At 67.4% G+C, this 17,702-nt stretch carries 17 protein-coding genes; 13 read left to right on the top strand and 4 right to left on the bottom strand.

Annotated elements, in window-relative coordinates; genetic code table 11:
- The first annotated feature begins 3 nt into the window (after nt 1-3).
- Nucleotides 4-1,254, top strand: coding sequence for an MFS transporter (locus tag BFE01S_RS21785; protein ID WP_028227323.1), 1,251 nt, complete (start codon nt 4-6; stop codon nt 1,252-1,254).
- A 263-nt stretch (nt 1,255-1,517) separates the two neighbouring features.
- Nucleotides 1,518-1,703: a hypothetical protein gene (locus tag BFE01S_RS21780; protein ID WP_028227322.1), complete on the top strand. Its 186-nt coding sequence runs from the start codon at nt 1,518-1,520 to the stop codon at nt 1,701-1,703.
- A 32-nt stretch (nt 1,704-1,735) separates the two neighbouring features.
- On the opposite strand, the gene BFE01S_RS39620 is transcribed toward BFE01S_RS21780, so the two are convergent.
- Together BFE01S_RS39620 and mgrA are read right to left on the bottom strand one after the other, a co-directional pair.
- Nucleotides 1,736-2,644 carry a fatty acid desaturase family protein gene (locus BFE01S_RS39620; protein WP_042338187.1) on the bottom strand — a complete coding sequence of 303 codons (909 nt, stop codon included), beginning with the start codon at nt 2,642-2,644 and terminating at the stop codon, nt 1,736-1,738.
- A 407-nt stretch (nt 2,645-3,051) separates the two neighbouring features.
- Nucleotides 3,052-4,095, bottom strand: coding sequence for an L-glyceraldehyde 3-phosphate reductase (mgrA, locus tag BFE01S_RS21770; protein ID WP_028227321.1), 1,044 nt, complete (start codon nt 4,093-4,095; stop codon nt 3,052-3,054).
- A 317-nt stretch (nt 4,096-4,412) separates the two neighbouring features.
- Here mgrA and BFE01S_RS21765 point away from each other — a divergent pair, with 317 nt between their 5' ends.
- The gene (locus BFE01S_RS21765) at nt 4,413-4,619 is read left to right on the top strand and encodes a DUF3185 family protein (protein ID WP_028227320.1); all 207 of its coding nucleotides are present in this window, start codon (nt 4,413-4,415) and stop codon (nt 4,617-4,619) included.
- A gap of 84 nt (nt 4,620-4,703) precedes the next feature.
- Here the strand turns inward: BFE01S_RS21765 and BFE01S_RS21760 are convergent, their stop codons facing one another.
- Nucleotides 4,704-5,465: a phytanoyl-CoA dioxygenase family protein gene (locus BFE01S_RS21760; protein WP_028227319.1), complete on the bottom strand. Its 762-nt coding sequence runs from the start codon at nt 5,463-5,465 to the stop codon at nt 4,704-4,706.
- 470 nt (nt 5,466-5,935) lie between these two features.
- On the opposite strand from BFE01S_RS21760, the gene BFE01S_RS21755 reads away from it, so the two are divergent.
- Nucleotides 5,936-6,307, top strand: a complete 372-nt coding sequence (locus BFE01S_RS21755; protein ID WP_028227318.1) for a hypothetical protein — start codon at nt 5,936-5,938, stop codon at nt 6,305-6,307.
- A 121-nt stretch (nt 6,308-6,428) separates the two neighbouring features.
- On the opposite strand, the gene metK is transcribed toward BFE01S_RS21755, so the two are convergent.
- Nucleotides 6,429-7,616 (bottom strand): methionine adenosyltransferase, encoded by a 1,188-nt coding sequence (gene metK / locus BFE01S_RS21750; protein WP_028227317.1) that lies wholly within the window; start codon nt 7,614-7,616, stop codon nt 6,429-6,431.
- 305 nt (nt 7,617-7,921) lie between these two features.
- Here metK and BFE01S_RS21745 point away from each other — a divergent pair, with 305 nt between their 5' ends.
- From BFE01S_RS21745 to hslU, 9 genes are all read left to right on the top strand, one after another.
- On the top strand, nt 7,922-8,806 hold the full coding sequence (locus tag BFE01S_RS21745; protein WP_028227316.1) for a lipid A biosynthesis lauroyl acyltransferase: 885 nt from the start codon (nt 7,922-7,924) through the stop codon (nt 8,804-8,806).
- Nucleotides 8,807-9,018: 212 nt separating this feature from the next.
- Nucleotides 9,019-9,885: a diaminopimelate epimerase gene (gene dapF, locus BFE01S_RS21740; protein ID WP_028227315.1), complete on the top strand. Its 867-nt coding sequence runs from the start codon at nt 9,019-9,021 to the stop codon at nt 9,883-9,885.
- Nucleotides 9,886-10,044: 159 nt separating this feature from the next.
- Nucleotides 10,045-10,728: a DUF484 family protein gene (locus tag BFE01S_RS21735; protein ID WP_028227314.1), complete on the top strand. Its 684-nt coding sequence runs from the start codon at nt 10,045-10,047 to the stop codon at nt 10,726-10,728.
- Nucleotides 10,729-10,764: 36 nt separating this feature from the next.
- Nucleotides 10,765-11,703: a tyrosine recombinase XerC gene (gene xerC, locus BFE01S_RS21730; RefSeq protein WP_028227313.1), complete on the top strand. Its 939-nt coding sequence runs from the start codon at nt 10,765-10,767 to the stop codon at nt 11,701-11,703.
- A gap of 81 nt (nt 11,704-11,784) precedes the next feature.
- The gene (locus BFE01S_RS21725; protein ID WP_028227312.1) at nt 11,785-12,987 is read left to right on the top strand and encodes a class I SAM-dependent rRNA methyltransferase; all 1,203 of its coding nucleotides are present in this window, start codon (nt 11,785-11,787) and stop codon (nt 12,985-12,987) included.
- 284 nt (nt 12,988-13,271) lie between these two features.
- Nucleotides 13,272-14,345: a CobW family GTP-binding protein gene (locus BFE01S_RS21720; RefSeq protein WP_028227311.1), complete on the top strand. Its 1,074-nt coding sequence runs from the start codon at nt 13,272-13,274 to the stop codon at nt 14,343-14,345.
- A 603-nt stretch (nt 14,346-14,948) separates the two neighbouring features.
- Nucleotides 14,949-15,368, top strand: coding sequence for an RNA polymerase-binding protein DksA (dksA, locus tag BFE01S_RS21715; RefSeq protein WP_027793241.1), 420 nt, complete (start codon nt 14,949-14,951; stop codon nt 15,366-15,368).
- Nucleotides 15,369-15,694: 326 nt separating this feature from the next.
- The gene (gene hslV / locus BFE01S_RS21710) at nt 15,695-16,231 is read left to right on the top strand and encodes an ATP-dependent protease subunit HslV (RefSeq protein ID WP_028227310.1); all 537 of its coding nucleotides are present in this window, start codon (nt 15,695-15,697) and stop codon (nt 16,229-16,231) included.
- Nucleotides 16,232-16,280: 49 nt separating this feature from the next.
- Complete coding sequence (gene hslU, locus BFE01S_RS21705; RefSeq protein ID WP_028227309.1) at nt 16,281-17,636, top strand: ATP-dependent protease ATPase subunit HslU; 1,356 nt, start codon at nt 16,281-16,283, stop codon at nt 17,634-17,636.
- Nucleotides 17,637-17,702: the final 66 nt, after the last annotated feature.

Raw genomic sequence — 17,702 nt, 5'->3', positions numbered from 1 at the left:
GCCGTGACCGTTTCACCGGGCGCCGATCGCACCACCGCGGCCCCTTCGCCGTCGAACGAACCGTATCTCGAACGCGGCACCCGCGCCTACTGGCGCGCGTGTCTCGCCCTGCTCTTCGCGGGCTATGCCACGTTCTCGCTGCTCTACTGCGTGCAGCCGCTCCTGCCCGCGTTCTCGCAGTCCTTCGGCGTGAGCCCCGCGCAAAGCAGCCTTTCGCTCTCGCTCACCACCGCCGCGCTCGCGGGCGCGATCTTCGTTGCGGGCTTCGTCTCCGAAGGCTGGAGCCGCCGCACCATGATGACGGCGTCGCTGAGCGCTTCGTCCGTGCTCACGCTCGCCGCCGCTTTCGTGCCGCAATGGCACGAACTGCTCGTGCTGCGCACGCTCGAGGGCCTCGCGCTCGGCGGCGTGCCGGCCGTCGCCATGGCCTGGCTCGCCGAGGAGATGCACCCCGACGGCCTCGGCCTCGCCATGGGCCTCTACGTGGGCGGCACCGCCATCGGCGGCATGGCCGGGCGGGTCATCACGGGCGTGCTCACCGACCTGTTCGGCTGGCGCGTGGCCGTGGCCGTCATCGGCGCGCTCGGCATTGGCGCCATGCTCGCGTTTCGGGCGCTGCTGCCGCCCTCGCGCCGCTTCGTGCCGAAGCCGGGCCTCGGCTTCGCGCATCACCGCGCGGCGCTCATGCAGCAGTTCGCGCGCCCCGGCCTGCCCGTGCTGTTCGTAATGGGCTTCGTGCTGATGGGCAGCTTCGTCACGCTCTACAACTACATCGGCTACCGGCTCATCGCCGCGCCCTACCACATGAGCCAGGCGGCCATCAGCGCGATCTTCGTGGTCTATCTGACCGGCGTGGTCGCCTCGCCGTGGTCCGGCCGCATGGCCGACACCTTCGGCCGCGGAGGCGTCCTCATCGCGAGCCTCGCGATCATGCTCGCGGGCGTCGTCCTCACGCTCTTCTCGCCGCTTTCGCTGATCGCCGCCGGGATTGCCTGCCTCACGATCGGCTTTTTCGCCGGCCACGCCGTGGCGAGCAGTTGGGTGGGCCGGCTCGCACGCGAGGCCAAGGGCCAGGCTGCGGCGCTCTACTTGCTGGCCTATTATCTCGGGTCCAGCATCATGGGCTCGCTCGGCGGGCACTTCTGGGCCGTGGGCGGTTGGGGCGGCGTGGCGGGGCTCGTTGCCGTGCTGCTCGTCGCGGGCATGGGCGGCGCGTGGACGCTGCGCCTGCGCGAGCGGGCCGGGGCCGCCTGAGGCGCTGCGTCTGCCACAAACAAGAAAGGACTTCGTAATTTCAGGCGACGGGCCCTGCGCGGCTCACGGACGCGGGCGGGGCCGCTGCAAAGCCCCGCCTGGCGTGACGCCCGGTGCGACGTCGAAGACAGCATGGCGGACACCGTGGCCGCCCCGTTGCGAAACCCTCACCTATACTCGATAAAGGCCGGCACCTGACGGGCAATAGCGGGGCAACGGTGAAGCGTTGCCCCCTCGCCCGCGGACACGATAAGGAGACGAGCATGGACGGTTACTTCACGATCGGCGATTTCGTGATGATCATCCCGATGGCCCTTGCAGGCGCGCTCTTTCTCGGCGCGCTGCCGTGCGCAACCGAATTCCGGCACAACACCCTGCGGGTGATTGGCGCACTGCTCGGCGCACTGGTGGCCGTCGCGCTCGTCGAAGCCCTGCCCGCGTTGATGTAGCGCCCGGGCGGCACCGGTCCCCTCCGCGTTTTTCAGTGGACCCGGTTCCCCGGCTGCAAGCCGCGTAGCTGCCGCAGCGCCGCGCCGAAATAGGCGGGGTGCTCGCGCGCCCCTTCGCCGGTTGCGTGCGCGAGCGCAGGCAACGCTGTCCACGGCATCGTGGGATGCAGATGGTGCTGGCGATGCAGGTGATGATTCATCAGCAACACCCCCATGCCGCGCGGCACGCGAAAGTCCCGCGCCCGCCCCGGTTCGTCGAGCGCCACGCCGTAGTGCGGCAGGTTGTCGGCCATCGAAATCCACAAGCCGCGCAGCCACAGGGTCGCAAGCAGGACGAACCACGCCTTCCCGTACAGCGCGAATGCCAGCGCGTAGAGCGCGCACGAGCCTGACCAGTCGCGGCGCGCGCGGCGGCGCTTCTGGGCGTCGCCGGCGTGATTGGCGAAAAGCCGCTGCACCTGTGCGCCCTCGGGTCCGTGCGCGCCCACGCCGCGCGCAATCAGCTTGCGCGCCATACCCGTCGGCAAGAAGGCGACGAGCGGCACCAGCAATTCGCCCACATAGAGGCCGCCCAGCAACTGGACGTAGTAGGCAAGCCGCCGGCGCCAGCGCGGCCCGGTGGCATCGTCCACGTCGGGGCGGTCGTACGGCTCGCGTGTGAAGCGGTGATGCATCAGGTGTCCGAAACGCACGGCGTCGAACGGCATCGCAAGGCCGATGGCCAGCAGCCGGGCCAGCGTTTCGTTCGCGCGCCGCCCGCGCAGCAACTGGCCATGAATGCCTTCGTGTATCAGGCCCCAGTGAACCGGCGTGGCAAGCACGACCGGTACGAGCGTGGCGAGCAGCCAGATCGACGGCCCACCCCAGGCGCCGCAGGCGCGCAGCGCGAGCGGCAAACCCAGCAGTTCCCAGGCGAGCGCCAAACCGGCGAAAGCGAGCATCGCGGCATTCGCGCGAGGATCGGGCTGCCGGGAAAACTGCGAGGCAGATTGCGCGGAAGACTGCGGACCGGGTTGCGGTTGCGGTTGCGGTTGCGGTTGCGGTTGCGGTTGCGGTTGCGGTTGCGGTTGCGGTTGCGGTTGCGGTTGCGGTTGCGGTTGCGGTTGCGGTTGCGGTTGCGGCGCAGCGGACCGCGAAGGTGCGGTGGGGGCGGCGGCCTGCCCGGCGATCGTGGACTCCATCGGCGCTCCTCGCGACACAAACTGCGGCGAAGTTAGCAGCGGCGCGTGACAGCGCGAAGACGCCCATGTGGCGCGCGCGAGGGCAAAAGCGAAGGCGAAAAAAAGCCCCGCTGGATGAGCGGGGCGTTCTCTGCCGCAAGCGGGCCGCGCGGGCCCGCTTTTGCGCATCAGATGTGCTGATCCGTGGAAGGCTTTTCCCACAGGTTGATGCCGCCTTCGGTCGCGTAGCGGTCGATCTCCGCCAGTTCCTCCTGCGAGAATTCGAGGTTCTTCAGCGCGGCAACGTTCTCGCGCACCTGCTCCGCGCGGCTCGCGCCGATCAGCGCCGAAGTCACGCGGCCGCCGCGCAGCGTCCAGGCAATCGCCATCTGCGCGAGGCTCTGGCCGCGGCGCTGGGCGATCTCGTTGAGCTTGCGCACGTGCCCGATGTTCTCGGCGCTCAGGTGCTCGCCCTTGAGCGAGCCGCCGCCCGGACGGTTCACGCGCGCGTCGTCCGGCACCCCGTTGAGGTACTTGCCGGTCAGCAGGCCCTGCGCGAGCGGCGTGAAGGCAATGCTGCCCGCGCCGACCTCTTCGAGCGTGTCGAGCAGGCCGTGCTCGATCCAGCGGTTGAGCATGTTGTACGACGGCTGATGGATCAGCAGCGGCACCTTGTATTGCGCGAGCAGCTTCGCCATCTCGCGCGTCCTCGCCGGCGAATACGACGAGATGCCCACGTAGAGCGCCTTGCCCTGCTGCACGGCGGTGGCGAGCGCGCCCGCGGTTTCTTCGAGCGGCGTGTCCACGTCGAAGCGGTGCGAGTAGAAGATATCGACATAGTCGAGCCCCATGCGCTGCAGGCTCTGGTCGAGGCTCGCCAGCACGTACTTGCGCGAGCCGCCGCCCTGGCCGTAGGGGCCCGGCCACATGTCCCAGCCGGCCTTCGACGAGATCAGCAGTTCGTCGCGGTAGGGGCGGAAGTCGTCCTTGAAGATGCGGCCGAAGTTGGTCTCGGCGCTGCCGTACGGGGGCCCGTAGTTGTTGGCGAGATCGAAGTGCGTGATGCCGAGATCGAAGGCGGCGCGCAGGATCTCGCGCTGCGTTGCGATCGGCGTGGTGTCGCCGAAGTTGTGCCACAGGCCGAGCGACAGCGCGGGCAGCTTGAGTCCCGACTTGCCGCAAAAACGGTATTGCATCTCCGAATAGCGTTCAGAAGCTGCTTCGTAGGCCATTGATTGAATCCTCAGCGATAACGGGGGAAATGGGGCGGCCAGCGCGATCGCAATGGCCGCGGGGCGCGCGGGCTGCGGCGCCTTGTCTGCGCCGCGCGCAGCGCGTGCGGAGCCTGTCATGTTAGCCAATCCGCACGTACCGTGCAGGGGCCCGATATGTGGGACGTCCGCCCGTCCGGCCAGGCTCTGCGGCGGGTCTTCGGACGAGGCTTCGGATGCCGCTTCCGACGCGCCATGGCGGGCATCGCGCGCTCCCCATGGACGCGGCCGCGCCGCTCGCCTACACTGCGGCGTCCGTCCCACCCGAGAGGTCTTCCATGGTCAAGGCGCTTTCGTTCGCGCTGATCGCCTGCGGCATCGTGCTGCTGTATTTCGGCGGCCAGTCGTTCCATTCGTTTTCGAACGACATGTCGCGGCTTTTCACCGGCGCGCCCACCAACCGGACGATCCTGCTGATCGTGGGCGGCGTGGCGGCGACCATCGCCGGGCTGACCGGGCTCGCCACCTCGGGACGACGGCGCTAGGTTTGCGCCCCGCGCCGCGCGGAGCGAAACGCCGGGGCTGTGCCTCATAAGGCGCAACCCGTAAGCGCACTTCAGCGCAGCGCGTCAGAGCGCCACTTCGGGCACCGACGCCGAACGCGTACCCGGCAGCGGCACGTTACTCGCGCCGTGATAGGTGGACACGAGCGAAAACTTCACCTGATCGCTCTGGTTCTGCCCCGCCGAGTGCAGCGTGTTGCAGTGGAAGAACACCACATCGCCGGCCTGCAGCGTGGGCGACACCGCGCGGTCGATCCACGCCTGGTTCTCCGGCAGATCGGCGCGGAAGAATTTGGCCGCATCGAAGCGATCCGACGTGAAGGACGCCTCGTGCGAGCCCGGCACGAACCACAGGCCGCCGTTCTCGATCGTCTCCTGCCCGAGCGCGAGCCACACGGAAACGAGATCGTCGCGCTCGAACGACCAGTAGCGCGCGTCGCGATGCCAGCCCGTGAGGCTGCCGTAGGCGGGATGCTTCGTCATCATGCAGTTGTGATGCGCGCGCGAAAGCACCGGCGCCTCGCCGAAATACAGCTCCATCCAGCCGCCGATCTCGGGCGACGTCTCCCATTCCCGAAAGCGCGGGTGGCGCGAATACGCGTCGAGCAGACGCCGCACCGTATGGCCGCCCGGCGCCTCCTTCGACACCGGCGCGCCGGGATAGCGCAGATCCGCTTCGAACTCGACGGGCGCGGCCGCCTCCTCGAGCTGGGTCTGGGCGATGCGCTTCAGTTCCTCGCAGCGCGCCGGCGCGACGAGACCCGGCACCACCACGAAGCCGCGCTCGCGCAGCGCCGCGACCTGTTCCTTCTTTGAATGGACTGACATGGGACTTCCGTTGTTCGATGTCTTCGGCGTCGGGCGCGGGAAACGCGCACCGGATCGCTCGATTGTAAAGCGAGTTGACGTTCGCGGAAGGGCCCGCCGGCGGACAAGCGCCGCGATCCCGCCCCGGCGCACGGCATTGGGGCGTGCGCACCGGCATGCGTCAAAGGGTGGGATCGTATGCGTCAAAAGCGCACGCGAGCGGGGTTTCACCGACTTCAGCGCGTCACGGAACGCGTGTAGTCTTGCGCCCATGTCGTTTGTTTTTGCTGCCCCTCACCTGCACGCACGGATGGCCCGCATCCGCTGCGAGGCCCGTCACAGAACGCCAGCCCGTTCCGTCGCTCCCTTCGCCGCATCGATTACGCGATGCGCGGCAACTGCCTGTTCCCGTCACGGTCGAAACAGGCATATTTGCTGCTGTGGACAAAGCGCCGCGCAAGGCGCTCCGCGCACCTGATTCTGCTCACACCATGCCTACCCTTTTCGATACCCGCCGACTCACGCGTGCCGCCTTGAAGGCCGCCCGCCCCGCCCGCCGCCATGTCATGCGCGCGCTGCGGCACCATGCGGCGCGCACGCGCGCGCTGGCCTCGCAGGTGCGCGAAGCCAGGCCCGTTGACGGCATGCGCGCCTGGTTCCATTCGTTCTTCTCGGTGCTGCGCATGCGCCCGGGCGCGCGGCACTTCTCGCTGCGCACGCTCCTGTACCGGCCGAATACGCCGCTGCGCACGCTCGGCAGCACCGCCACCGGCACGGCCGCCAGCGCTCCGCGCGGCGGCGCACGCCGGCCGCGCCGCACGTCGGCGAGCAGCACGGGGTGGTTTGCGTTCGCGATGCGCTAAACCGCATTCAGCCGTTCAGCGAAAGCCCATAAAAAAACCCGCACGGGCCGAAGGCCCTGCGGGTTTTCTGCTTCGAGGGGCGGCGATACACCGCTGCGCGCCCCTGCGATGCTAACGGCAATCAGGCCAGCGCGCCCACCGGCTCGGTGCCGGCGGCTTCGGCCAGCACGAGCGCCTTGTCGGTCGCTTCCCACGAGAATTCCGGCTCTTCGCGGCCGAAGTGACCGTAGGCGGCCGTCTTCTCGTAGACCGGGCGCAGCAGGTCGAGCATCTGGATGATGCCCTTCGGACGCAGGTCGAAGTGCTCGCGCACGAGCTTCGTGATCGTCGCATCCGAAACCTTGCCGGTGCCGAACGTGTTGACCATCACCGAAGTCGGCTGGGCCACGCCGATGGCGTACGACACCTGGATCAGGCAGCGCGAGGCGAGGCCCGCGGCCACGATGTTCTTGGCGACGTAACGGCCCGCGTAGGCAGCCGAACGGTCCACCTTCGACGGGTCCTTGCCCGAGAACGCGCCGCCGCCGTGCGGCGCCGCGCCGCCATACGTATCGACGATGATCTTGCGGCCCGTGAGACCGCAATCGCCCTGCGGGCCGCCGATCACGAACCGGCCGGTGGGGTTCACGAGGAACTTGATCTCGCCCTTGACGAGGTCCGCCGGGAGCACCGGCTTGATGACCTCTTCGATCACGGCTTCGCGCAGCGTGCCGAGGTCGATGTCCGGCGCGTGCTGCGTGGAGAGCACGACGGTGTCGATCGAATGCGGCTTGCCGTCCACGTAGCGCACGGTGACCTGCGACTTCGCGTCCGGGCGCAGCCAGGGCAGGCGGCCGTCGCGGCGCAGGTTCGACTGGCGCTCGACCAGGCGGTGCGAGAGGTGGATCGGCAGCGGCATGAGTTCGGGCGTTTCGTCGCATGCGTAGCCGAACATCAGGCCCTGGTCGCCGGCGCCCTGGTCGAGGTTGTTGTCGTGCGCGCGGTCCACGCCCTGGGCGATGTCCGGCGACTGCTTGTCGTAGGCGACGAGCACCGCGCAGCCGCGGTAGTCGATGCCGTAGTCGGTGTTGTCGTAGCCGATGCGCTTGATCGTGTCGCGCGCGACCTGGATGTAGTCGACGTTGGCGGTCGTGGTGATTTCACCGGCGAGGACGACGAGACCCGTGTTGCACAGCGTTTCCGCCGCAACGCGCGAGTACTTGTCCTGGGTGAGGATGGCGTCGAGAATCGCGTCCGAGATCTGGTCGGCGACCTTGTCCGGATGGCCTTCGGAAACGGATTCGGAGGTGAAGAAATAATCGTTTGCCACGCTTGAAACTCCTGTAGCTGGTGACGGTTGAGTTCACGTAGCCAGCTTCGGGAGCCTTGAAGCGGCGACGCTTTAGCGGATTTCCTGACCGGCGCCGCAACGATCGTGTGGAGGAATCCACGGAATCGGCGGCTGCCGGCTTCGCCCCGCAAGTTGTCTATTAACTCGGCGAAGCCCTTATTATAGCGACTTCCCTAATTTGTCGCAGAGTCCCGCCGCGTGCTGTCTTTCGCAACCGTCCCCGTTTCCGCTCGTCCTGCCCTGGGTGTCCTGGCCGCCGCCGTCACGTTAGCGGGAGCCGCCGCATGCTAGGCAAGCTCGGTTCCCGTTTCGCCATCGGCCTGCTCAAGCTGTTCGCGATCCTGCCCTATGGGTTCGTCGCCCGCCTCGGCGACGGCCTCGGCTGGCTGCTCTACCAGATCCCGAGCAAACGCAAGCGCGTCGTGCACACCAACCTCAAGCTGTGCTTCCCCGAGTGGAGCGACGAGAAGCGCGAGGAAGTGGCGGGCCAGCACTTTCGCCACGCGATCCGCAGCTATATGGAGCGCAGCGTGCAGTGGTTCGGGTCGGCTGCGAAGCTGGAAAAGATCGTGGAGCTCGACAGCGAAATCGATCTGACCGATCCCGACCTGCCGCCCACGCTGTTCCTCGGGCTGCATTTCGTGGGGATCGAGGCGGGGTCGATGTTCCTCAACTACTCGCTGCACCGGCCCTGCGGCTCGCTCTATCAACCGTTCTCGAACCCCGAATTCGAGACCGCCGCGAAGGCCGGGCGCAGCCGCTTCGGCGCCGAAATGGTGAGCCGCGCCGATAGCGCGCGCGCCGTGCTGCGCTGGCTGCGCGACCGCAAGCCCGTGATGCTCGGCGCGGACATGGACTACGGCATGCGCAATTCGACGTTCGTGCCGTTCTTCGGCGTGCCGGCCTGCACGCTGACTGCCGTGGGGCGCCTCGCCAAGGTCGGGCATGCCCAGGTGGTGCCGTTCATCGGCGAGGTGCTGCCGAACTACAAGGGCTACCGGCTCAAAGTGTTCAAGCCCTGGGACAACTACCCGACCGGCAACGACGAGGAAGACGCGCGGCGCATGAACGCGTTCCTCGAAGAGCAGATTCCTCGCATTCCTGAACAGTATTACTGGGTGCACAAACGCTTCAAGACGCGGCCGCCGGGCGAACCCAGCGTGTATTGAAGGGGCGCAACGGATCGGCCGGATCGGCCACGCCGCCCGGAGACGCTGGCGCCCCCGGCCTCTGCGGCCCCTCCATCGCACCGTGTATCATTCGCTATCAGCCCGACACGCCCAATCCGCCGCCGCACGGCTCGCCTGAATGCCCTGCGCCGGCCCGGCGCATCCGCGCAACGCACCGGGCAACGCAATAGCAGCAAGGAAAGACGCAAAACGTGAAGCTCAAATTCACCAAAATGCACGGCGCCGGCAACGACTTCGTCGTGCTCGACGGCTATAGCCAGCCCCTCGCGCTCACGCCCGGGCGCGTGCGCGCGCTCGCCGACCGCCATTTCGGCATCGGCGCCGATCAACTGCTGGTCGTCGAAAAGCCCACCGTCGAAGGCGTCGATTTCCGCTACCGCATCTTCAATTGCGACGGCGGCGAGGTCGAGCACTGCGGCAACGGCGCGCGCTGCTTCGTGAAGTTCGTCCGCGACCGCAAGCTCACCGAAGCGAACCGCGTGCGCGTCCAGGTCCAGAACGGCACGATCACGCTCGCGATGCAGGAGAACGGCGAAGTCGTCGTCGACATGAGCAGCCCCACATTCGAGCCGGCGCGCGTACCGTTCGACGCGAGCGGCCTCGAAGGCCGCCGCGAAGGCAACGACACGCTCTGGCCGCTCGACGTGAACGGCCAGACGCGCTGGATTTCGGCCGTCTCCATGGGCAACCCGCACGCGGTGCAGGTGGTGGACGACGTGGAGGCGTTCCCCGTGCTGGTCGAAGGCCCCGTGGTCGAGGCGCACGCGCGCTTCCCGCAGAAGGTGAACGCCGGCTTCATGCAGATCGTCGCGCGCAACGAAGTGAAGCTGCGCGTGTACGAGCGCGGCGCGGGCGAAACGCTCGCGTGCGGCACGGGCGCATGCGCGGCGGTGGCCGCGGGCATCCGCCGCGGGCTGCTCGATTCGCCGGTCAAGGTGCATACGCACGGCGGCATGCTGACGATCGCCTGGGACGGCGCGCGCGACGAGTCCGCCGCGCTCACGATGGCCGGCCCCGCGGCGACCGTTTTCGAAGGCGAAATCGAGCTGGCCGACTGAGCTGCTGCCCGGGCCTGCTCAGGTCAGACCCGGCCCGCTTCGGCCCACGCCGGTCCGCGTCGCCCCACGCCGGCCTGAGGAGGCCGGCATCCGATTCACCGTTTCACGCTGTCCAGCCGGTGCGCCCCGCGCGCCTTTTGCTCACAACGCGCCAACAACATGAACGATCGCGAAGTCGCCGACTACCTGCTTGCCAATCCCGAGTTCTTCGTCGAGCACGCCGAACTGCTCTCGACGATCAAGCTCGGCAACCCGCACGGCAAGGCCGCCGTGTCGCTGCAGGAGCGGCAGATGGAAATGCTGCGCGAGAAGAACAAGCATCTGGAGCGCCGTCTTTCGGAACTGCTGCGCTACGGTCACGAGAACGACAGCATCGCGACGAAGTTCGGCCGCTGGACCCAGCGCGTGATCGCCGAACGCGACCCGTACGCGCTGCCGCGCACGATCACGCAGAACCTGCTCGACGTCTTCGACGTGCCGCTCGCGGCGCTGCGCCTCTGGGACGTCGCCGAAGCCTACGCCCAGGCCGATTTCGCGCGCCATACCGGCGAGGAGGTGCGCCTTTTCGCCAGCAGTCTCGCGGTGCCCTACTGCGGCGCGAACTCGGGCTTCGAAGCCGCGCAGTGGCTCGATGCGGCGCAGGGCGCGCCGCAGTCGGTCGCGCTGATCGCGCTGCGCACGCCCGACGCCGAAGGCAAGAGCGAGCCCGAGGGCGACGTGTTCGGCCTGCTGGTGATGGGCTCGCCCGATCCGCGGCGCTTTCACGACGGCATGGCCACCGACTTTCTCACGCAGATCGGCGCGCTCGCGAGCGCGGCGCTCACGCGCCTGCTGCCGCACTGAGCCTGCCCGAACGTTCGAGCCCCAGGCGCCGCCACCGTGAACCCGACCGACCCGATCGCCGACTACCTCGCCAGCCTCGAGCACGAGCGGCGGCTTTCGGCGCACACGCTGCGCGCCTATACGCACGAGCTCGACGAGTTGAAGAAGCTCGCGAACGGCCGTCCGCTGGAACAGCTCTCGGCCGCCGACGTGCGCGGCGCCGTGGCGCGCGCGCATGCGGGCGGCCTGTCGGCGCGCTCCATCGCGCACCGGCTGTCGGCATGGCGCGCGTTCTACCGCTGGCTCGCGGGCCGCGTCGAACTCGAAGCGAATCCGGTGGCCGCCGTGCGCGCGCCGAAGCAGGCCAAAACGCTGCCGAAGGCGCTCTCCGTCGACGATACCCAGCGTCTCATGGAAGCCCCGCTGCCCGCCGGCGCACACGGCAACAGCACCGAGGCGCTGCGCGACCGCGCGATGCTCGAACTGTTCTACTCGTCGGGGCTGCGGCTCGCCGAGCTCGTCGGGCTCGACGCGCGCTACGTACGGCGCGACGGCTACGAGTCGGCGGGCTGGCTCAAGCGCGACGCCGCCGAAGTCGAAGTCCACGGCAAGGGCGACCGGCACCGCGTCGTGCCGGTGGGGCGCAAGGCGCTCGACGCCCTCGACGCCTGGCTGGCCGTGCGCGACACCTTCGTGAAGCACGACGACGCCCCGCTCTTTCTCTCCGTGCGCGGCAACCGCATGGCGCCCGGCGTGGTGCGCGAGCGCGTGAAGCGCGCGGCGCTCACGGCGGGCATTCCGGCGAACGTTCATCCGCACGTGCTGCGCCACTCGTTCGCCACCCATCTGCTGCAGTCGAGCGGCGATCTGCGCGCGGTGCAGGAGCTGCTCGGCCACGCGAGCATCGCGGCCACCCAGGTCTATACGTCGCTCGATTTCCAGCATCTCGCGAAGGTCTACGACAGCGCGCATCCGCGCGCGAAGAAACGCGATTGATGCCTTGCGGCGCGCGCCAGGGCAGTCCGCACCGGACGCCTCGTGCCGCGCAGCGCCGCGCTTTTCCGTACTGAACCCGTTATGAATATCGTCACGCTCAAACCGTCGAAAGAAAAATCCCTGCTGCGCCGCCATCCGTGGGTCTATGCCAACGCGATCGACCGCGTCGAGGGCAAGCCGGCCGCCGGCGCCACCGTCGTCGTGCGCGCGCACGACGGCCGCTTCCTCGCGCGCGCCGCATACAGCCCGCACTCGCAGATCCGCGCCCGCGTCTGGAGCTTCGACGAAAACGAACCCATCGATCACGCGTTCTTCAAGCGCCGCGTGCAGCGCGCCGTCGCGCATCGCGACGCCATGGTGAGCGGCACCGGCGCCGTGCGCCTGATCTTCGGCGAGGCCGACGGCCTGCCGGGCCTGATCGTCGATCGCTACGTCGAGGACGGCGGCAGCGGGCGCGGCCAGCTGGTCTGCCAGTTCATGGCGGCGGGCGTGGAAGCGTGGAAGGACGCGATCGTGGGCGCGCTCACGGCGGCCACGGGCTGCCCGAACGTGTACGAGCGCTCGGACGTGTCGATCCGCGAGAAGGAGGGGCTCGAGCAGATCACCGGCCTGCTGGCGGGCGACGAGCCGCCCGGGACGATCGTCACGAGCGAGAACGGCGTGCGCTATCACGTCGACGTGCGCAACGGCCACAAAACGGGCTTTTACGTCGATCAGCGCGACAACCGCGCGCTCGTGCAGACCTTCGCCCGCGAGCGCGACGTGCTGAACTGCTTCTGCTACACCGGCGGCTTCTCGCTCGCGGCGCTCAAGGGCGGCGCGAAACGCGTGGTATCGATCGATTCGTCGGGCGACGCGCTGGCCACGGCGCAGAAGAACGTCGAGGCGAACGGCTTCGACGCGGCGCGCGCGGCCTGGCTCGACGCCGACGCCTTCAAGACGTTGCGCCGCCTGCACGAAGAGGGCGAGCGCTTCGATCTCGTCGTGCTCGATCCGCCCAAGTTCGCCGCCTCGCGTGAGCACGTGGACCGCGCGGCGCGCGCCTACAAGGACATCAACCTCACGGGCCTCAAGCTGCTGCGCCCGGGCGGCCTGCTGTTCACGTATTCGTGCTCGGGCGCCATCGACGCGGACCTGTTCCAGAAGATCGTGGCGGGCGCCGCCGCGGATGCGCGCGTGGACGCCCGCATTCTCAAGCGCCTCGGCGCAGGCGTCGATCACCCGCTCCTCACGGCGTTCCCGGAAGGCGAGTACCTGAAGGGCCTGTTGCTGCAGATCGCCTGAGCGGCCGCATCGGCTTGCGCAGGGGTTGCAGGCCGGGGCGCGGCGCGATCGCTCCCCGTATCACGGCAGCGGCAAAGCGGCGCACGAGCCGCGAGGCAAGCCAGCGGCGACAGGCCGCCGCCGCTGGCCACGACGAGCACCGGGCCCGCAGATATGTTTCAATAGCCAGAGTTATCTTGTAACACCGGACTACGGCCGCCGCGTCCCGGCAAGGGCGCGACCAGCGAGAGCGGCCGGTTTCGATCCACGCACCGCACAGAACACAGGCATCCAGCATGGCAACCATGATTCCCGTCACCATCCTGACCGGCTTCCTCGGCAGCGGCAAAACCACGCTGCTCAAGCGCATTCTCAACGAGAACCACGGCATGAAGATCGCCGTGATCGAGAACGAGTTCGGCGAAGAGAACATCGACAACGAAATCCTCGTGCAGGACAGCAACGAGCAGATCATCCAGATGAGCAACGGCTGCATCTGCTGCACGATCCGCGGCGACCTCGCGCGCGTGCTGAGCGATCTCGCGCAGCGAAAGCAGGACGGCAAGCTCGACTTCGACCGCGTGGTGATCGAGACCACGGGCCTCGCGAATCCGGGCCCGGTCGCGCAGACGTTCTTCATGGATAACGAAATCGCCGACGAATTCCTGCTCGACGCGATCATCACGCTCGTCGATGCCAAACACGGCAACCATCAGCTCGACGAGCACGAAGTGGTGCAGCGCCAGGTCGGTTTCGCCGATCGCCTTTTCATCACGAAGGCCGACCTCGTGGACGAAAAGGAACTCGCCGACCTGCGCCACCGCCTGCTGCACATGAACCCGAAGGCGCAGATCCGCCAGGTGGACTTCGGCGTGGCGGACATCAAGGAAGTGTTCGACCTGCGCGGCTTCAACCTGAACGCGAAGCTCGAGATCGATCCGGACTTCCTCGCGGAAGACGAGCACGACCACGCGCATCACGATCATGACCATGCGCACGATCACGCCGACTGCGACCACGATCACGGCCAGTGCAGCCACGAAGGCCACGATCACGGCCATCACCACCACGCGCATCACGACGACAAGATCAAGTCGTTCGTGTACCGCAGCGACCGGCCGTTCGACCCGAACCGCCTCGAAGACTTCCTCGGCGGCATCCTGCAGATCTACGGCGAACACCTCCTGCGCTACAAGGGCGTGCTGTACATGAAGGGCGTGGACCGCAAGGTGGTGTTCCAGGGCGTCCACCAGATGATGGGCAGCGACCTCGCGGCCAAGTGGCTGCCGGTCGAAAAGAAAAACAGCAAGATGGTGTTCATCGGCATCGACCTGCCGCAAGACCTCATCACCGACGGCCTCGACGCCTGCCTCGTCTGACCTCCCGCCATGCGGCCAGCATTATCGTGCCGGCCGCATCGACCGTACTCCGCCGCCCTGCGTGGGCTAGCCGGCCAAATAACGTACCCGACCATCGCTTTTTCGCCATTGGCGCGTTATATTTTCTGGATATCGACTGACACACGCTGCCGCTAGCCGGGAATTCCCGCCTGCGGCGCAAGTTTGCGATTCAGTTACAATACGGCCCCACTGGAAAGCAGGCAGCCTCCCCCGGGACGTCACGCCGGGACGGGCCAGGCAAGGGCCTATGGCCGTGCCGGCGGTGCAGCAAGAACAACCAGTACGGAAGGAAGACGGGCGGCCCCTCGGAAAATCCGGTCCGGATGGTCTGGCCCCACCGGCAGCACGACGCGGCGCAGCGCGGCGCGCAGCCGGTATGAAACATGCCTCAGGAGCATCTGAAGACCGGTTTCCAGAGGAGTTCGGCCCCGCAGCGGCGCTTCGGGCATCACGACAGCACATCGTCCGTGTCCGCCAGCGCAACGGCTCGAAACAGGCGCGCGGTACAAGGCCATTGCGGGCAACACAAAAGTGCAGGCAATATGTGCAAGTTTTGCCTCACTCATTGAAGAAGCAAGCCAGATGACGACGAAACGACTCTTGACTGAAGCCGAAATCCTGAAGATGAGCGACAAGGATTACATGAACGAGGATCAGCTCGCTTTCTTCAAGAACCGGCTCGAACAGCTGCAGGCGGAAATTCTCCGCAATGCGGGCCAGACCACCGAGAACCTGCGCGAAACCGTGATCGTGCCGGACCCGGCCGACCGTGCGACCATCGAGGAAGAGCATGCGCTCGAACTGCGCACGCGCGACCGCGAGCGCAAGCTGCTGAAGAAGGTGCAGCAGTCGCTCGCGCGCATCGACTCGGGCGAATACGGCTGGTGCGAGGAAACCGGCGAGCCGATCGGCATTCCGCGTCTGCTCGCACGGCCCACGGCCACGCTGTCGCTCGAAGCGCAGGAGCGCCGCGAGCTGCGCCAGAAGCTGTTCGGCGACTGATCGCCTGGCCGGCGCGCGGCTCGCGCGCACGGCATTGCCGCCTTTCACGTGAAAGCGCACGGAGCCCCGTGCGCTTTTTTGTTTTTGCGCCGCCGCTTTTCCGGACAAGCCGATGCACGCTCTTCCCCTGTGCGCCGCCTCGCGCCCGCTTTTCTGGGCAAGCGGCCCTTGAACTGCCTGCGGCCGCCCTAAACTTCTACCGACAACGCGCCGCGAGCGCGCCTCCGCAGAGGCGCGGCCTGGCGCGCTCCAGATTTCAGGGGCTACGGCCCTGCCGGCGCCGCGCCCGTCCGTCACACCCGGCATCAACGGTAAAAGGAACCCACATGGAGCAATTTCACGGCACGACGATCGTCTCCGTGCGCCGCGGCGACCAGGTCGCGCTCGGCGGCGACGGCCAGGTCACCCTGGGCAACATCGTCATGAAGGGTGGCGCGAAGAAGGTCCGGCGCATCTATGGCGGCAAGGTCATGGTCGGCTTCGCCGGCGGCACCGCCGACGCGTTCTCGCTCCTCGACCGCTTCGAAGCCAAGCTCGAAAAGCACCAGGGCAACCTCACGCGCGCCGCCGTCGAACTCGCGAAGGACTGGCGCACCGACCGCATGCTGCGCCGCCTCGAAGCCATGCTGATCGCGGCCGACGCGCAAACCACCCTCGTCATCACCGGCAACGGCGACGTGCTCGACCCCGAAGGCGGCATCTGCGCGATCGGCTCGGGCGGCTCGTACGCGCAGGCCGCGGCCCGCGCGCTCGTCGACAACACCGCGCTCTCGCCGCGCGAGATCGTCGAAAAGTCGCTCGAAATCGCGGGCGACATGTGCATCTACACGAATCACAACCGCGTGATCGAAACCATCGAGTAACCCGCCGCGCGACGTACGAAAACGCGCGTACAGACGAGAAGGAATCAGGATGAGCACCATGACCCCCGCCGAGATCGTCTCGGAACTCGACAAGCACATCATCGGCCAGGCGAAAGCGAAAAAGGCCGTGGCCGTGGCGCTGCGCAACCGCTGGCGCCGCCAGCAGGTGGCCGAGCCGCTGCGCCAGGAAATCACGCCGAAGAACATTCTCATGATCGGGCCGACGGGTGTCGGCAAGACCGAGATCGCCCGCCGTCTCGCGAAGCTCGCGGACGCGCCCTTCATCAAGATCGAAGCGACCAAGTTCACCGAAGTGGGCTACGTAGGCCGCGACGTGGACAGCATCGTGCGCGACCTGATCGAGATCTCGGTGAAGCAGACGCGCGAATCGGAAATGCGCAAGGTGCGCAGCAAGGCGACCGATCTCGCCGAAGACCGCATCCTCGACATCCTGCTGCCCACCGCGCGGCCGGTGGGCTTCGGCTCGTCGTCTTCGCCGGAGGCGGCCCACAGCGACAGCGAGAACGCCACGCGCCAGACTTTCCGCAAGCGCCTGCGCGAAGGCCAGCTCGACGACAAGGAGATCGAGCTCGACGTCGAGCTGCCGCAGGTCGGCATGGACATCATGGGGCCGCCGGGCATGGAAGACATGACCGAGCAGATCCGTTCGATGTTCGCCAATCTGGGCGGCGGCAAGAAGGCGCGCCGCAAGCTCAAGGTGAAGGAAGCGCTCAAGGTCCTCACCGACGAAGAAGCGGGCAAGATGCTCAACGACGAAGAGGTCAAGCAGAAGGCCGTGCAGAACGTCGAGCAGAACGGCATTGTGTTCCTCGACGAAATCGACAAGATCGCCTCGCGCAACAGCGAAGGCAGCGGTGGCGGCGAAGTCTCGCGCCAGGGCGTGCAGCGCGATCTGCTGCCGCTCGTGGAAGGCACCACCATCAACACGAAGTACGGGATGGTGAAGACCGACCACATTCTGTTCATCGCGAGCGGCGCGTTCCATCTCGCCAAGCCGAGCGACCTGATTCCCGAACTGCAGGGCCGTTTCCCGATTCGCGTGGAACTCGACTCGCTCTCCGTGAAGGACTTCGAATCGATTCTGGTGGCCACCGACGCAAGCCTCGTCAAGCAGTACCAGGCGCTGCTCGCCACGGAAGACGTGCAGATCGACTTCGCCGACGACGGCATCCGCCGCCTCGCGGAGATCGCCTTCTCGGTCAACGAGAAGACCGAGAACATCGGCGCGCGCCGCCTCTACACGGTGATCGAAAAGCTGCTGGAGGACGTGTCGTTCTCGGCCGGCAATCATGCGGGCCAGAGCGTGACGGTCGATGCCGCCTATGTGGATCGCGCGCTCGGCGAAGTCGCGCAGGACGAAGATCTGTCGCGCTACGTGCTGTAACTACCAGCTGTAACTGCGTGCTGTAACGCGCGCGGCGTTGCCGCGATGTGCGAGAAAGGCCCCGCC

Origin of the sequence: Paraburkholderia ferrariae NBRC 106233, assembly GCF_000685035.1 — a bacterium.
Taxonomy (GTDB): Bacteria; Pseudomonadota; Gammaproteobacteria; order Burkholderiales; family Burkholderiaceae; genus Paraburkholderia; species Paraburkholderia ferrariae.
The sequence above is the reverse complement of the archived record's forward strand: the minus strand, read 5'-3'. Positions and strand labels throughout refer to the sequence as shown.